The sequence below is a fragment of the Streptomyces sp. NBC_01214 genome, from assembly GCF_026340975.1.
GTDB lineage: Bacteria > Actinomycetota > Actinomycetes > Streptomycetales > Streptomycetaceae > Streptomyces.
In genome coordinates, this window is sequence record NZ_JAPEOS010000003.1 from 1,540,481 (window position 1) to 1,555,726 (window position 15,246).

General features: G+C 72.5%; 11 protein-coding genes. 7 read left to right on the plus strand and 4 right to left on the minus strand.

Translation table 11 applies throughout. From position 1 onward, the window contains the following. Positions 1 to 34: 34 nt before the first annotated feature. Positions 35 to 1,420: an MFS transporter gene (locus OG594_RS43390; RefSeq protein ID WP_266608870.1), complete on the minus strand. Its 1,386-nt coding sequence runs from the start codon at positions 1,418 to 1,420 to the stop codon at positions 35 to 37. A 322-nt stretch (positions 1,421 to 1,742) separates the two neighbouring features. Here OG594_RS43390 and OG594_RS43395 point away from each other — a divergent pair, with 322 nt between their 5' ends. After that, on the plus strand, positions 1,743 to 3,089 hold the full coding sequence (locus OG594_RS43395) for a phytase (protein WP_266607954.1): 1,347 nt from the start codon (positions 1,743 to 1,745) through the stop codon (positions 3,087 to 3,089). Between the two features lie 95 nt (positions 3,090 to 3,184). Continuing rightward, entirely contained in the window at positions 3,185 to 4,012 is an 828-nt protein-coding gene (locus OG594_RS43400; RefSeq protein WP_266607955.1) for a PaaX family transcriptional regulator C-terminal domain-containing protein, read from the plus strand. A 46-nt stretch (positions 4,013 to 4,058) separates the two neighbouring features. On the opposite strand, the gene OG594_RS43405 is transcribed toward OG594_RS43400, so the two are convergent. Then, complete coding sequence (locus OG594_RS43405; RefSeq protein WP_266607956.1) at positions 4,059 to 4,994, minus strand: hypothetical protein; 936 nt, start codon at positions 4,992 to 4,994, stop codon at positions 4,059 to 4,061. A 189-nt stretch (positions 4,995 to 5,183) separates the two neighbouring features. Between OG594_RS43405 and OG594_RS43410 the strand changes: the two genes are divergently transcribed. The 3 genes from OG594_RS43410 (at position 5,184) to OG594_RS43420 (ending at position 7,368) form a co-directional block, all read left to right on the plus strand. Continuing rightward, on the plus strand, positions 5,184 to 5,606 hold the full coding sequence (locus OG594_RS43410; RefSeq protein WP_266607958.1) for a secondary thiamine-phosphate synthase enzyme YjbQ: 423 nt from the start codon (positions 5,184 to 5,186) through the stop codon (positions 5,604 to 5,606). 279 nt (positions 5,607 to 5,885) lie between these two features. Next, entirely contained in the window at positions 5,886 to 6,275 is a 390-nt protein-coding gene (locus tag OG594_RS43415; protein ID WP_266607960.1) for a hypothetical protein, read from the plus strand. A gap of 127 nt (positions 6,276 to 6,402) precedes the next feature. Beyond that, positions 6,403 to 7,368: an alpha/beta fold hydrolase gene (locus OG594_RS43420; RefSeq protein WP_266607962.1), complete on the plus strand. Its 966-nt coding sequence runs from the start codon at positions 6,403 to 6,405 to the stop codon at positions 7,366 to 7,368. Positions 7,369 to 7,408: 40 nt separating this feature from the next. Here the strand turns inward: OG594_RS43420 and katG are convergent, their stop codons facing one another. Continuing rightward, a complete protein-coding gene (gene katG / locus OG594_RS43425) occupies positions 7,409 to 9,640 on the minus strand; it encodes a catalase/peroxidase HPI (protein WP_266607964.1) in 2,232 nt (743 codons plus the stop codon). A gap of 391 nt (positions 9,641 to 10,031) precedes the next feature. On the opposite strand from katG, the gene OG594_RS43430 reads away from it, so the two are divergent. Further along, complete coding sequence (locus OG594_RS43430) at positions 10,032 to 10,442, plus strand: Fur family transcriptional regulator (RefSeq protein ID WP_266607965.1); 411 nt, start codon at positions 10,032 to 10,034, stop codon at positions 10,440 to 10,442. A 28-nt stretch (positions 10,443 to 10,470) separates the two neighbouring features. Here OG594_RS43430 and OG594_RS43435 read toward each other — a convergent pair whose 3' ends face one another. Further along, positions 10,471 to 11,061, minus strand: a complete 591-nt coding sequence (locus tag OG594_RS43435; RefSeq protein ID WP_266607967.1) for a hypothetical protein — start codon at positions 11,059 to 11,061, stop codon at positions 10,471 to 10,473. A 238-nt stretch (positions 11,062 to 11,299) separates the two neighbouring features. On the opposite strand from OG594_RS43435, the gene OG594_RS43440 reads away from it, so the two are divergent. Next, a complete protein-coding gene (locus tag OG594_RS43440) occupies positions 11,300 to 15,211 on the plus strand; it encodes a Pls/PosA family non-ribosomal peptide synthetase (RefSeq protein WP_266607969.1) in 3,912 nt (1,303 codons plus the stop codon). Positions 15,212 to 15,246: the final 35 nt, after the last annotated feature.

A 15,246-nucleotide genomic window follows, 5' to 3' on the forward strand; every position in this document is an offset into this window, starting at 1 on the left:
TACGGGAGCCGACGCGCCGGTTCACCGGGTCGGATCAGCGTGCCGCCTCGGCGGGAGCCGCTGCCGGCCGCTCCTGCCCGGGCTCACCGTCGGCCTCGGCCTCGGCGCGGCTCAGCGCGGCATTGCGGGTGTCCGGCATGAGCACGTACGTGACGAGCGAGATCAGCGCGCACCCGGAGACGTACCAGAAGAACATCTTCTCGTGCCCGCTGTTCTTGAACCACAGGGCCACGTACTCCGCCGTGCCGCCGAACAGCGCGTTGGCGATCGCGTACGGCAGCGCCACGCCCAGCGCGCGCACCCGGGTCGGGAACAGCTCGGCCTTGACCGCCGCGTTGATGGACGTGTAGCCGGTGATGATGACCAGGGCCAGCAGGGACAGCCCGAGCGCGGACCAGTACGAGGACGCCGATCCGAGCGCGGTCATGATCGGGTACGTGCCGACGGTGCACCCCACTGCGAAGGTGATCAGCAGGGGTCGGCGGCCGATCCGGTCGGACAGCATGCCGGCGAAGGGCTGCAGTACAGCGAAGAGGGTCAGCGCGGTGAAGCTGACGAGCGTGGCGGTGGTCTTCTCCATGCCCGCGCTGCCGACCAGGTACTTGGTGAGGTAGGTGGTGTACGTGTAGTAGGCCACGGTCCCGCCGAGGGTGAGCGCCATGACCAGCCCCGCCTGCCGCCGGTACTGCCACAGGGCCTTCAGCGTGCCGCGCGTGCTGTCGTCGTGGGCGTCCCCGCCCGCCTCCGCCGACGCCGACGATTCCTCCTTGAACGCGTCGGTCTCCTGCAGCCGGCGCCGCAGCCAGAAGACGACCACCGCGAACAGCGCCCCGAGGAGGAAGGGGAGCCGCCAGCCCCAGCTCTCCAGCTGGGCCGTGGTCAGGGTGTGCTGGAGGGTGATCAGAATGCCCAGTCCGAGCAGCTGGCCGCAGGTCATGGACACGTACTGGAAGGACGAGCCCAGCCCGCGCCGGTTCCGGGCCGACGCCTCGGTCAGGTAGGTGGCGCTGGCCGCGTACTCGCCGCCGATGCTCATCCCCTGGAGCAGCCGGGCGAGCAGCAGCACCAGGGCGCCGAAGTACCCGGCCTGTCCGTAGGTCGGGGCGACGGCGATGAGCAGGGCGGCCACCGACATCATGGTGACGGTGAGGGTGAGCGCGCTTTTGCGCCCGTGCCGGTCGGCGGCACGGCCCAGGATCCACCCGCCGACGGGACGCATCAGGAAGCCGACGGCGAAGATCCCGGCCGTGTTCATCAGCTGGGTGGTCGGGTTGTCGCCGGGGAAGAAGGAATCGGCGAAGTAGATCGCGAAGCTGGCGTAGACGAACCAGTCGTACCACTCGACGAGATTGCCGAGCGAGCCGCCGACCAGGGCGAGACGGCGCTTCCTGCGCTCGTCCCCGGGCGGCGACGCGGGCATGACGACGGACGGGGACATGGCGGCTCCAGAGGAATGTTCCCTGATGAGGGACGGCAGAACTGCCCCGGCGGTGGGGGAGTGTCCAGAGCATGCGGCGGCCGTCGTAGCCGGACAAGGTCCGCCACGCAGATCTAACGTTCCGCTAAGGAAGCTCCCGGGACGGCCCCGGGGCCGCCGGATTTCACCGTTCAGTCATGTGCACGTCATGCCTGCTCCATGGTCGTCACCCGAACGTGGCCCACGGTGGGTGCGGCCCGTCGCGGACCGCCGGAAGAGCCCGGCCGGCGCGCGGCCGGCCCCCTCGTACCCCCCAATAGGAGGCATGATGCGCGTGATCCCGAGCAGGCGGACCCCGGCCGTGGCCGCAGCGGCCGTGGTGGTCCTGGGCGTGATCGCCGTACCGGCGCACGCCCAGACGGACCACGGCGGCACGGCACCGTCCCTGCCCCGGGTGACGGCCTCCGTCGAGACGCCCTCCCTCTTCGACGACGAGGCCGGCGGCAACGCGAACGCCGACGACCCGGCGATCTGGCGCAACGCCAAGGACCCCGACGCCAGCCTGGTCATCGCCACCGCCAAGGAGGGCGGCCTGCGCGTCTATGACCTGGACGGACGCCAGGTGCAGGCCCTGCCCGCGCCCGCACCGCCGAGGGACGGCGACAAGCCCGGGCGCTTCAACAACGTCGACCTGATCACCGGACTCCGCTTCCCGGACGGCCGCCACGACGTGGCCGTCGTCTCCGACCGCGGCCGCGACCAGCTGCGCGTCTACCGGATCGACCCGAAGCGGCGCACCGCCCCGCTGGTCGACGTCACCGACGAGGCGGCCGCCCCGCAGGTCTTCTCCGCCAGCCAGGACGAGGTCAACGACCAGCGGACCGCCTACGGCCTGGCCGCCTACACCGACCGCCGCAACGGTCGCTCGTACGCGGTCACCAGCCGGCGCCACGCCACCGACCTCGCCCTGGCCGAACTGCTGCCGAACGCCCAGGGCAAGGTCGGCTACCGCACCGTCCGCACCACCTCGCTGCCCGCCTCCTTCACCCTGCCGAACGGGAAGGGCTGGGCGCCGTGCGGCGAACCGGGGGAACGGCCCCAGGTCGAGGGCATGGTCGTCGATCCCGACACCGGTGACCTCTACGCCGGTCAGGAGGACGTCGGCATCTGGAAGCTCGACGCCGACCTGCGCTCGCCCGCCCGCCTCATCGAGAAGGTCCGCTCCTTCGGCGTGCCCGGCACCTGGAACCCCGGGACGGAGGAGTGCGACGCGGGCGCGGACCCGGGCTTCGGCGGCCGGCACGTCTCCGCCGACGTGGAGGGCCTGACCATCTGGCGCGACCCGAAGCGGCCCGGCCGCGGCGGCTACCTGCTCGCGTCCAGCCAGGGCGACGACACCTTCGCCGTCTTCGACCGCGAGCACGACCATGCGTACGTCCGCGGCTTCCGCATCGGCGACGCCGCCGTGCCCGGCTCGCCGGACGGTTCGCAGGAGTGCGACGGCGCCGCCGTCACGAGCGCACCGCTGGGCAAGAGGTTCCCGAACGGCCTGCTGGTCGTCCAGGACGGCCACAACACCCCCCGGACCACCGGAGCCGACGGTCAGGCCCGTACCGACACCGACTTCAAGTTCGTGGACCTGGGCCGGCTGAAGCGGGCCGCCCGCCTCTGACCCCGGCCCTGGCCCCGCCGCCGGGGCCGTGACCTGGGCGGCATCGCGTTCGCCCAGGTCGATAGGATCACCACCGCACACGACGGAAGGTGATCATGGCGGACAGTCCCCTCAGGCCCAGCTCGTTGATCAACACGGTCTACGGGGCGTTCCTGCGACGCCTCGGCGGCTGGATCTCCGTCGCCGACCTGATCACCCTGATGGCCGAGCTGGACGTGGACGGTCCGGCGGCGCGCTCGGCGATCTCCCGACTCAAGAAGAAGGGCGTCCTGGAACCGGAACGCCGGGGCGCCACCGGGTACCGGCTCAGCCCGGACGCGCAGCCCGTCTTCGACGAGGGCGACCGGCGCATCTTTGGCAGCTTGGAACCGGCGAAGCTGAGCGACGGCTGGGTCATGGCCGTCTTCTCCGTACCGGAGTCCGAGCGCTCCTACCGCTACCAGTTGCGCACCCGGCTGACCTGGCTGGGCTTCGGGAACATCGCCCCGGGCGTGTGGCTGGCGCCCGGCCGCCTCCTCGGTGACGCCCGTGACGTGCTCGTCCGGCTCGGACTCAGCGAGTACGTGCACCTGTTCGCCGCCGAATACGCGGCCTTCAGCGACCTGCCCGGGACGGTCAGCTCGTGGTGGGACTTCCCGGCGATCGAGGAGCAGTACGCCGGATTCACCGAGGCCTACGGGCCCGTCGCCGCGGGGCTGACCGAGCGGCCCGCCATCGACGGCGCCGAGGCCTTCCGCCACTACGTCCCGATGCTCACCCAGTGGCGCCGCCTGCCCTACCTCGACCCCGGACTGCCCGCCGAACTGCTTCCCGCGGACTGGAACGCGGTCGCCGCGCGGCAGGTCTTCCAGCAGCTGAACGAGGCGCTCGCCCCGCCCAGCCTGCGCCACGTGCAGGAGGTCACGGGCCTGGCCGGGGCCTGACCGGACCACCACGCCGCCGACGTCCGCCGGGTGTCCTGCGCCCCGCTCATCCGGCGCCGGCACCGATACCGGTACCGGTGTCGCGCAGGGCCAGGGCGAGGTGGCGGGCCGTGTCGCGGGTACGGCGCGGGACGCGACGGCCGTCCTCGACGAGCCGGGCGGCCCGGCCCAGAACCCGTAGCGCGCGCACGGACCCGACGCAGGACACCCCGTCCATCAGGGTGGCCATGGCCGCGTCGACCTCGCGCCAGTCACCCGCCCGGGCCTGCACCAGGGCGAGTTCCGCGGCGAACAGCACCCGGTAGGCGGGGCCGCCGCCGTCACCGCCGTCACCGCCGCCGGCGTGCGCGGCGTCGTGGAGGAGAGCGGCCGCCGCGCCCAGGTCCCCGAGCGCGGCCCGCGCCAGGCCGTGGTGGCCGTCCAGTTCGTGCCGGTCGAACCACCAGGCCCAGGCGGGGTCCCGGTCCGTGGGCCGGTCGGCCAGCAGCTCGGCGGCGGTCCCCAGCGCCCTCCCGGCGAGCGGTCCGTTCCCCATGCGGGCCAGCGCGCGCCCCGCCCGAACGTGGAAGATCGCCGCGACCCGGCCGGGAAGCGCCTCGCGGGCCAGCACGGACGAGGCGATCCGCAAGGAGTGCGCGGGCCGCCCCAGGTGTTCCTCCTGCATCGCCAGTACCGCGAGGATCAGCGGCTCCACGGCGGCGTCCGGCCCTTCCGCCGGGTCGCTCCGGGCCAACTCCAGGGCCCGCAGGTGGAGCCGCCGCGAGACGCCGTGCCGTTCGGCGTCGAAGGCGATCCACGCGGCGACCTGGTACAGCTCGGCACGCGCGGCCCGCTCCGCGACGCCTTCGCGGGGCTCCGGCCGGCTCCGGCCGACCGCACGTACGGCCGCCAGCGCCGGACCCACCGCCCACCGCGCCCCGGCCGCCACATCGAGCGCGACGAGTTCCTGCGCCAAGGCCGTGAGGTCGTCCCCCTCCGTCATTCCTCGTCCTCGACGAGCAGCGAACGGCATACGGGGTACGGGCCGGTCGGTCACCTCGGTCACGATTCCCCCCGGAGCGTGAGCGGGGCCGGATCGAGCCCCCTGCGATCATCGTAGGCGGCCGGCCGGTTCGGCCGACACCGGCCGAGGATGCGTGCCGGTGGGGCGGCTGGGCGCAAGGATGCGGTCATGGCCGACATCTTTGCCTCGCGCACCATCGTCGTGACGACCGGTGACCGGGAGACCGTCCATGACCTGACCGACGCCTGCACGTCGTTCCTCGGGGAGGTGGCGCGGGGCCGGAGCGGACTGCTCAACATCTTCACGCCGCACGCGACCGCCGGACTCGCCGTCATCGAGACGGGAGCGGGCAGCGACGAGGACCTCCTGCAAGCCCTGGCCTCGCTGCTGCCGACCGATGCCCGCTGGCGACACCGGCACGGTTCCCCCGGCCACGGCCGGGACCACGTACTGCCCGCGATCGTCCCGCCCCACGCGACGCTGCCGGTGATCGACGGAGTGCTGGAGCTCGGAACCTGGCAGTCCGTCACCCTCGTGGACACGAACAAGGACAACCCGGAGCGTCAGGTGCGGCTGTCGTTCCTCGGATAGCCCTCCTGCGGCACGCGCCGTCACCACGGGAACCCTGCGCTCCGGCTTCCTGGTCGTGTCGGCCTGGCCGCGGCTGTGACCCGGACCGTCGTACAGCGTGCGGGCTCGGCAGCAGTGCCCCGTCCACGGGCTCGTCCTCGACGCGGAGACCGCCGGGCTCCCACGGCCACAAGGGTGAAGACGTATCAATCATGACAGGTCAGAGGCTGTTTTCGTAGGACCAAGGGCACAGTGAATTGCCCTTGTTCGGACCCCTGTGCGGCTTTCAGAATCACCGTCATGACTTACTCAGCGCACGCCAGTCACGACGCGGTACTCCGAGCCCGAGTCGCCCTCCTCGGATCACAGACCCTGCCGGCCCGGCAGGAGGTCGCCGCCTACCGCGTGCTCGTCCAGGTGAGTCCGCTGGCGTATCTGCCGCTGCTCGCCGAGGCGTTGTACGAATACAGCCGCCAGGACTTCGCACATCTGCCCGAGATCGCGCTGGCCCTGCGGGCCGAGGCCGTCGCCGCCGCGCGCCGCATGTACACCATGGAGCCGAGCCGGGACCTCCTGCTCATCAAGGCGCTGGAGCGCTACCGGGAGCAGCTGGTGCTCATGGACCGGAAGGAAGAACTCGGCGCCGTGGAACGGGAGATGGCCCAGGTGGCCGCCGGCACCGGCGCGTAGCAACCCGGTGGTCGAGGGGCCGCGACTCCCCGTCCGGCAATGCCGGACGCGCGGCCCCTCGTGCCGGATGATCGGGGGAGACGGGGGAAGACGGGGGAGGGGCACCGACGAGGGACCCGGAGAACCGATGCGACACCGAATTCCGCTCCTGCCCTTGGTGGTGGCGGCCGCGGCGGTACTGGCCGCCGTTGCGGGGTGCGTCGGCCCCTCGGCGCTGCGCGGCTCACCGCCCGCGCCCTCCACCGTCCCGGCCACCGGCGACTTCTCCGGCCAGGTCGAGGTGGGCGGCGGCCGGAAGATCTATCTGAGCTGCAAGGGCAGCGGCAGCCCCCTCGTCCTGCTGGAATCCGGGCTGCACGATTCCTCCGACACCTGGACGTTCACCGACACCCGGCCGCCCGTACCGAAGTCCCCGGCGGTGTTCCCCGGCGTCGCGGCGTTCACCCGGGTCTGCGTCTACGACCGGCCCGGAACCGTCCGGTACGCCGACCCGCCGGCGCTCACCACCCGCAGCACGCCGGTCGACGGCGCCCGCTCCCTCAGCGCGATGGCCGACGATCTCGACGAGCTGGTGACGTCCGCCCGCCTGCCGGGCCCCTACGTGCTGGTCGGCCACTCCTTCGGCGGGATGATCACCCGGCTGTACGCCCAGCGACACCCCGAGAAGACGGCGGGTCTGGTCTTCGTCGACGCCTTCGGCACCGGCATCCGCGCGCTCTTCGGCGCGCGGTGGGCCGCGTACCGCACGCTGCTCGACCGCCCCGGCACGCCCTTCGACGCGCAACCCGCCTTCGAGAGGGTGGACATCGACGGCTCGATCGATTCCGTCACCGCCGCGCACCCGCTGCCCGCGGTCCCCATGGCCGTCCTCAGCAAGACGGAACCCTTCGCAGCCCCGCCGGGGTCCCCGAAGGACCTCCTGGACACCCTTGAGCGGGCCTGGCCCCGGGTCCAGCAGGAGCTGGTGGAGTTGGGGTCCCAGACCCCGCAGTTCCTGGCCACCGGGAGCGATCACTACGTACAGGTGCACGATCCCGACCTGACGATCAGCGCCGTCCGGCTCGTCGTGGGCCGCGTCCACGCGGAGCCGTAGTCCGGGCCGGCCGGTGCGGCGGCCGGCCCGGACGTCACGGTCAGGCGAGGTCGAACCGGTCGAGGTTCATCACCTTGTCCCACGCCGCGACGAAGTCCTTCACGAACTTCTCCTTCGCGTCGTCGCTCGCGTAGACCTCCGCGAGGGCGCGCAGCTCCGAGTTCGACCCGAAGACGAGGTCGGCACGGGTGCCGGTCCACTTCACCCGGCCCGTGGCGCAGTCGCGGCCCTCGAACGCGGTCCCGTCCTCGGACGTCGCCGACCACGTCGTGCCCAGGTCGAGCAGGTTGACGAAGAAGTCGTTGGTGAGGGTCCCGGGGGTCGTGGTGAGGACGCCGTGCGGCGCCTGCCGGTGGTTCGCGCCCAGCACGCGCAGGCCGCCGACCAGGACCGTCATCTCGGGGGCGCTGAGGGTCAGCAGGTTCGCCCGGTCGAGCAGCAGGTACTCGGCCGGCAGCCGGTGGCCCTTACCGAGGTAGTTGCGGAACCCGTCGGCGGCCGGCTCCAGTGCGGCGAACGACTCCACGTCCGTCTGCTCCTGCGCCGCGTCCGTGCGGCCCGGAGTGAAGGGGACCTGCACGGCGAACCCGCCGTCCTCGGCGGCCTGTTCGACGGCTGCCGCGCCGGCCAGCACGATCAGGTCCGCGAGCGAGATCCGCTTGCCGCCGCTCTGCGCGGAGTTGAAGGACTCCTGGATCCCGGTCAGGGTGCGCAGCACCCCGGCCAGCTGGTCCGGGTCGTTGACCTCCCACCCGCTCTGCGGCTGGAGGCGGATCCGACCGCCGTTGGCGCCACCGCGCTTGTCGCTGCCGCGGAAGGACGAGGCCGAGGCCCACGCGACCGATACCAGTTGGGAGACCGTCAGGTCCGAGTCGAGGACCTGCTGCTTGAGCGCGGCGACATCGGCGGCGTCGACGAGCTCGTGCGTCACCGGGGGGAGCGGGTCCTGCCACAACAGCGTCTCGGTCGGGACCTCCGGGCCGAGGTAGCGCACGACGGGGCCCATGTCGCGGTGGGTCAGCTTGAACCACGCGCGCGCGAACGCATCGGCGAACTCCGCGGGGTTGGCGAGGAAACGCCGCGAGATCTGCTCGTAGGCCGGGTCGACCCGCAGCGACAGGTCGGTCGTCAGCATCGTCGGGGCGTGGGTCTTGGTCGGGTCGTGGGCATCGGGCACGGTACCCGCCCCGGCGCCGTCCTTCGGCCGCCACTGGTGCGCCCCGGCGGGGCTCTTGAACAGCTCCCAGTCGTAGCCGAACAGGATCTCGAAGAAGGTGTTGTCCCAGGTGATCGGGGTGGTGGTCCAGATGCCCTCGAGGCCGCTGGTGATCGCGTCGCCACCCTTGCCGGTGCCGAAGGAGTTGCTCCAGCCCAGCCCCTGCGCCTCCATCGGGGCGGCCTCGGGATCGGCGCCGACGCTCTCCGCGGGGCCGGCGCCGTGGGTCTTGCCGAAGGTGTGGCCGCCCGCGATCAGGGCCACCGTCTCCTCGTCGTTCATCGCCATCCGGTGGAAGGTCTCACGGATGTCGCGCGCCGCGGCGATCGGGTCGGGGTTGCCGTTCGGGCCCTCCGGGTTGACGTAGATCAGGCCCATCTGGACCGCGCCGAGGGGGTTCTCCAGCTCGCGGTCGCCGGTGTAGCGCTCGTCGTCGAGCCAGGTGGTCTCGGGGCCCCAGTAGACGTCCTCGTCGGGCTCCCAGACGTCCGGGCGGCCGCCGCCGAAGCCGAAGGTCTCGAAGCCCATCGACTCCAGGGCCACGTTGCCGGTGAGGATCATCAGGTCGGCCCACGAGAGGCTCTGGCCGTACTTCTGCTTGACCGGCCACAGCAGACGGCGGGCCTTGTCGAGGTTGCCGTTGTCCGGCCAGCTGTTGAGGGGGGCGAAGCGCTGCTGGCCGGCCCCGGCGCCGCCACGGCCGTCGCTGATGCGGTAGGTGCCCGCGCTGTGCCAGGCCATACGGATCATGAACGGGCCGTAGTGGCCGAAGTCGGCGGGCCACCAGTCCTGGGAGGTGGTCAGCACGTCCGCGATGTCCCGCTTGACGGCGGGAAGATCGAGGGTGTTGAACGCCGCGGCGTAGTCGAACTCCTCGCCGAGGGGGTTCGCGACGGCGGGGTTCTTGGCGAGGATCTTCAGGTTGAGCCGCTCGGGCCACCACTGGCGGTTCCCGCCGCCCTGGGTCGGGTGTGCGGCTCGCCCATGGGCCACCGGACAGCCGTCCCCACCCTCCGACGTGGCATCTGTGACGATTGCATCATGGTTCTCAGACATGGGAATCCTTCCGTACCAGGCGGATCACGGTGTTCAGGAACTGAATGCGACTGAATGCGATGGAACGGGCGGGGCGCAGGGCCCCGTCTCATGGGCTCGGCTCCGTCGATCGCCTCGACGCCGAGGGGTCACCGTCCCGGACGGTTGCGCGCAAGGGGACGCCGGTGGCCGGTGCACGCGTGTCGGCACCGGGCAGCTCCTCGGCGGTGATCCGTCACGTCTTTGTCACCTGCCGCTCTGGAGTCTTCCTGTCTCTTGGCTATCTACGAAACCGATCCTACGATGGACGGAATCCAAGTCAAGAAGGACACCAGGTCCACATTCGACCGGATCCCGGATGTCCGCCGATCAACTTCGGGGCACCCCGTCGAACCTGAATAGGTGGGCCGATATGAGTGACCTGATGGAGCGTTTGCGCGGGCGTGGCTGGCGAATGACGTCCCAGCGGCGCGTGGTCGCGGAGGTCCTCGACGGCGACCACGTGCACCTCACGGCGGACGAGGTGCACGCACGTGCGGCCCAGCGGCTGCCGGAGATCTCCCGGGCGACGGTCTACAACGCCCTGGGCGAGCTGGTCGCCCTCGGCGAGGTCGTGGAGGTCACCACCGACGGCCGGGCGAAGCGCTACGACCCCAACGCGCACCACCCGCACCAGCACCTGGTGTGTTCCGCCTGCGGCCTCATCCGCGACGTCCACCCGACGGACGACCCCCTGGCCGGCCTCCCGGCGGACGAGCGCTTCGGCTTCACGGTGTCCGGGGTCGAGGTCACCTACCGCGGCCTGTGCCCGGACTGCGCGTAGCACGCAGGCGCCCCCGCGCCCCGGTCCCTCACTCGTCCTGCCCCGCGGTCGCTCCCGCGGCCTCTCCCTCGTCCTGCGGCCACTCCATCGGTCGGGCGCCGAGCCAGGCCGTCTCGAACTCGGCCTCGCTGATCTCCATGCCCACCAGCTCGGGGTCGAACAGATCCACGACGGGCGGATTGAAGGGCCAATCGTCCGGGTCGCTCCGCACACCGGGACCGTCCGGGGCCAGCTCGACCTGGCGCAGCCTACGGCCGTCGGCCCCGATCTCCATCAGGTAGAGCGTCAGGTCCTCGTCGTCCCCGTAGTCCCAGCGCCGCCGCAGCCACACGATCTCCCGGTCGGCGAACGCGCCGAAGCCGTCGAGGCCGCGCTGGGCCTCGCGCTTGGCCCGCAGTTCGTCCAGCCCCTCCGGTGTGGTCGTCCCGTCGACCCGGGCCTCGTCCAAGTCCCAGCTCTCGGCCCGCCGGAGGGCGTCCGCGGTGTCGACGACCTCCACGTCCGCGAACGTCTCACGCACCTCGCGCACCGACCTCGCGTGGACCCACCACCACGATCCGCCCATGCCGTAGTCATGGAGTACGAGAAAACGCTGCGTGGGCACCTCATGATCGGTCATGTCGGCCGACGGTATTCGATCCTCCGTCCGCCCTTCGCACGGCCCCCCCCCGGATCGTGCGAGCGCCCCCGCATTCCGCAGCCGCAAGTCTTTTCCCAGCCACGCACAAGGCTTCAACAAGAAAATCCTTGATACCGCACTAGACTGGTGGGTTGTTTGGCGCTGGGCCGGAACAACCTGGGCAGACCCGGGCTCCGCCGGCGACCCGGATGTTGCCGGGATCGAGACGCGAGGGCCGATGGCAGTCACACCTGAGCACGGTGAACTCACTCTGCTCGACGACGGGGAGACGCTGGAGGAGTCCGGCAAGTCCGCCCGCTTCACCGCCGGGCCCGCCGCCCCCACCCGCACCCTCGTCGACGTCTTCGAGGCCACCGTACGGGCGCACCCCGACGAGCTCGCCCTCGACGACGGAACCACCCGATTGACCTACCGGGCGCTCGCCGTCGAGGTCGAGCGCCGGCGCCGGGCCCTCGCGGCCGCCGGCGTAGGGCTCGGCGACCGGGTCGGCGTCCGCGTACCGTCCGGGACCAACGAGCTGTACGTGGCCGTCCTCGCCGTCCTCGCCGCCGGAGCCGCCTACGTACCCGTCGACGCCGAGGACCCGGACGAGCGCGCCGACCTGGTCTTCGGCGAAGCCGGGGTCCGGGCGGTGCTCGGCGGCGGACAGCGCATCCATTCCGGCCGGCCCGCGGAGCCCGGTGCCCGCGCCGCCGCCTCCCGCCCCGGCCCCGAGCACGACGCGTGGATCATCTTCACCTCGGGCTCCACCGGCAAGCCCAAGGGCGTGGCCGTCAGCCACCGCAGCGCCGCCGCCTTCGTCGACGCCGAGGCCGCGCTCTTCCTCGCCGAGGAGCCGATCGGCCCCGGCGACCGCGTCATGGCCGGACTGTCCGTCGCCTTCGACGCCTCCTGCGAGGAGATGTGGCTGGCCTGGCGCTACGGCGCCTGCCTCGTGCCCGTACCCCGCTCCCAGGTGCGCAGCGGCGCCGACCTCGGCCCCTGGCTCGTGGACCAGGAGATCACCGTGGTCTCCACCGTGCCGACCCTGGCCGCGCTGTGGGAGCCCGAGGCACTCAACGAGGTCCGACTGCTGATCTTCGGCGGCGAGGCCTGCCCGCCCGAGCTCACCCAGCGCCTGGTCACCGAAGGCCGCGAGGTCTGGAACACCTACGGACCCACCGAGGCCACCGTCGTCGCCTGCGCCGCCCTCCTGACCGGCGAGGAGCCGATCCGGATCGGCCTCCCGCTGAACGGCTGGGAACTGGCCGTCGTGGACGAGTCCGGGGAACCGGTACCCATGGGCGGCAGCGGCCAGCTCGTGATCGGCGGGGTGGGCCTCGCCCGCTACCTCGACCCCGACAAGGACGCCGAGAAGTACGCCCCGCTCGAATCCCTCGGCTGGCAGCGCGCCTACCGCAGCGGCGACCTCGTACGCGCCGAACCGGAAGGCCTGGTCTTCCTCGGCCGCGCCGACGAGCAGATCAAGCTCGGCGGCCGCCGCATCGAGCTGGGCGAGGTGGACGCCGCGCTCCAGGCCCTGCCCGGCGTCGCGGGCGCCGCCGCCGCCGTCCGCACCGCGCGCAGCGGCAACCAGCTGCTCGTCGGCTACCTCGTCACCCAGGACGGCTGGGACCACGCGGCAGCGGTGACCCGGCTGCGCGCCGAGCTGCCCGCCGCCCTCGTCCCGCTGCTCGCACCCGTCGCCGAGCTGCCCACCCGCACCTCCGGCAAGGTCGACCGCGACGCGCTGCCCTGGCCGCTGCCCGACCTGGAGACCGCCGGCCCCACCGAGCAGCTCTACGGGACCGAGGCCTGGCTCGCCGAACAGTGGAGCGAGACCCTCGGGGTCACCGTCACCAGCGCCTCCGACGACTTCTTCGCGATCGGCGGCGGCAGCCTCGCCGCCGCCCAGCTCACCACCCGGCTGCGCACCCGCTACCCGAGCGCCGCCGTCCTCGACATCTACCAGCAGCCCACCCTGCGCAAGCTCGCCCGCCACCTGGAGAAGTCCGCCCAGAACGACGGAGCGGCCCGCACCGTCACACCGGTCCCCTTGCGCTCCCAGGTGGCGCAGTCGCTCCTGCTGCTCCCGCTGTTCACCCTGGTCGGCCTGCGCTGGACGGTCGTCCTGCTGACCCTCGGCAACGTCCTGCACGGCTTCGGGACCTTCCCGTGGGCGCCGACCGCCTCGTGGTGGCTCGTCGCCGCCGGCGCGCTGCTGCTCTTCAGCCCGCCGGGCCGGCTCGCGATCGCGGCCGGCGGCGCCCGTCTCCTGCTGCGCGGCGTGCAGGCCGGACGCCACCCGCGCGGGGGCAGCGTGCACCTGCGGCTGTGGACGGCCGAGCGGCTGGCCGAATGCGCCGGCGCCACCTCCCTCACCGGCTCCTGGCTGGAACGCTACGGCCGGGCCCTCGGCGCCAAGATCGGCCCCGAGGTGGACCTGCACTCCCTGCCCCCGGTCACGGGCATGCTCAAACTCGGCCGCGGCAGCGCCGTGGAGTCCGAGGTGGACCTCTGCGGCCACTGGCTGGACGGGGACCACCTGGAGATCGGCGCGATCAAGGTCGGCGCGGGCGCCGTGGTCGGCACCCGCAGCATCCTCTTCCCCGGCGCGCGGGTCGGGAAGCGCGCCGAGGTGGCCCCCGGCTCCGCCGTCGTCGGACAGATCCCGACCGGCCAGCGCTGGGCCGGAGCACCCGCCGGAAAGCTCGGCAAGGCCAAGCACAACTGGCCGGGGGAACGCCCGCCGCGCGGACTCCCCTGGCGGGCCGCCTACGGGGCGGCCGGCTTCGGACTCACCGCCCTGCCCGTGCTCGCCGCCCTGCCCGCCCTCCTCGTGGCCGGCCGCTTCGTGCCCACCGACGCCGGACTCGCCGAAGCCCTGCGCGGAGCGCTGCTCGCCGTGGTGCCCGCGGCGCTCGCCTACGGGTTCGCGTACGCGGCCCTGCTGCTGGTCTCCGTACGCCTGCTCAGCCTCGGCCTGCGGACCGGAACCCACCCGACGCACAGCAGGATCGGCTGGCAGGCCTGGACGGTCACCCAGCTGATGGACCTGTCCCGCGAGACGCTCTTCCCGCTGTACGCAGGGCTGATCACACCGGTCTGGCTGCGGCTGCTCGGCATGAAGATCGGCCGGGGCGCCGAGGTGTCCACCGTGCTCGCCCTCCCCAGCCTCACCACCGTCGGCGAAGGCGCCTTCCTCGCCGACGACACCCTCACCGCCCCCTACGAGCTCGGCGGCGGCTGGATGCGCATCGGACACTCCGAGATCGGCCGCCGCGCCTTCCTCGGGAACTCCGGCATGACCGCCCCGGGCCGCAGCGTGCCGGACGACGGGCTGGTCGGCGTCCTGTCCGCGACCCCGAAGAAGGCCAAGAAGGGCAGCTCCTACCTGGGGCTCCCGCCGGTCCGGCTGCCCCGGTCCACCGCCGACGCCGACCAGAGCCGGACGTACGAGCCGCCCGCGCGGCTGCTGTGGGCGCGCGGCCTGGTGGAGCTGTGCCGACTCGTCCCCGTGTTCTGCTCGGCCGCCCTGGCCGTGCTGACCGCGGCGGCGCTGTGCGCGCTGATCACGTGGAGCGGTCCGGGGATCTGGGGAGCCGCGCTGCTCTCCGGAGCGGTCCTGCTCACCGCCGGAGGGACCGCCTGCGCGGTCGCGGTGACCGCCAAATGGCTGTTGGTGGGCCGGCACCGGACCGGGGAGCACCCGCTGTGGAGCGGCTTCGTGTGGCGCAACGAGCTGGCCGACACCTTCGTGGAGGTCCTGGCCGTACCGTGGCTGGCCGGATCGGTGCCCGGCACGCCGGTGCTGGCCCTGTGGCTGCGCGCGCTCGGCGGCCGGATCGGCCGGGGCGTGTGGTGCGAGAGCTACTGGCTGCCCGAGACGGACCTGGTCGTGCTGGGCGACGGGGTCAGCGTGAACCGCGGCTGTGTGTTGCAGACGCACCTCTTCCACGACCGGATCTTGAGGACGGATACTGTGGTGCTCCGTGAGGGCGCCACCCTGGGCCCGGGCGGAATCGTCCTGCCCGGGAGCACGGTGGGGGCCCGCAGCACACTGGGCCCCGCATCCCTCGTGATGGCCGGGGAATCGGTCCCCGCCGACACCCGCTGGCTGGGCAACCCGATCGAGGCATGGCGGTCCTGACCGGGCCTTCCGTGCCGCGGCAGGCAGCAGGGCGG

What these genes read in the sequence shown, in the direction of transcription:
- OG594_RS43390 (WP_266608870.1), bottom strand. Translation starts at nt 1,420, where the DNA reads ATGCCCGCGTCGCCGCCCGGGGACGAGCGCAGGAAGCGCCGTCTCGCC.
- OG594_RS43395 (WP_266607954.1), top strand. Translation starts at nt 1,743, where the DNA reads ATGATGCGCGTGATCCCGAGCAGGCGGACCCCGGCCGTGGCCGCAGCG.
- OG594_RS43400 (WP_266607955.1), top strand. Translation starts at nt 3,185, where the DNA reads ATGGCGGACAGTCCCCTCAGGCCCAGCTCGTTGATCAACACGGTCTAC.
- OG594_RS43405 (WP_266607956.1), bottom strand. Translation starts at nt 4,994, where the DNA reads ATGACGGAGGGGGACGACCTCACGGCCTTGGCGCAGGAACTCGTCGCG.
- OG594_RS43410 (WP_266607958.1), top strand. Translation starts at nt 5,184, where the DNA reads ATGGCCGACATCTTTGCCTCGCGCACCATCGTCGTGACGACCGGTGAC.
- OG594_RS43415 (WP_266607960.1), top strand. Translation starts at nt 5,886, where the DNA reads ATGACTTACTCAGCGCACGCCAGTCACGACGCGGTACTCCGAGCCCGA.
- OG594_RS43420 (WP_266607962.1), top strand. Translation starts at nt 6,403, where the DNA reads ATGCGACACCGAATTCCGCTCCTGCCCTTGGTGGTGGCGGCCGCGGCG.
- katG (WP_266607964.1), bottom strand. Translation starts at nt 9,640, where the DNA reads ATGTCTGAGAACCATGATGCAATCGTCACAGATGCCACGTCGGAGGGT.
- OG594_RS43430 (WP_266607965.1), top strand. Translation starts at nt 10,032, where the DNA reads ATGAGTGACCTGATGGAGCGTTTGCGCGGGCGTGGCTGGCGAATGACG.
- OG594_RS43435 (WP_266607967.1), bottom strand. Translation starts at nt 11,061, where the DNA reads ATGACCGATCATGAGGTGCCCACGCAGCGTTTTCTCGTACTCCATGAC.
- OG594_RS43440 (WP_266607969.1), top strand. Translation starts at nt 11,300, where the DNA reads ATGGCAGTCACACCTGAGCACGGTGAACTCACTCTGCTCGACGACGGG.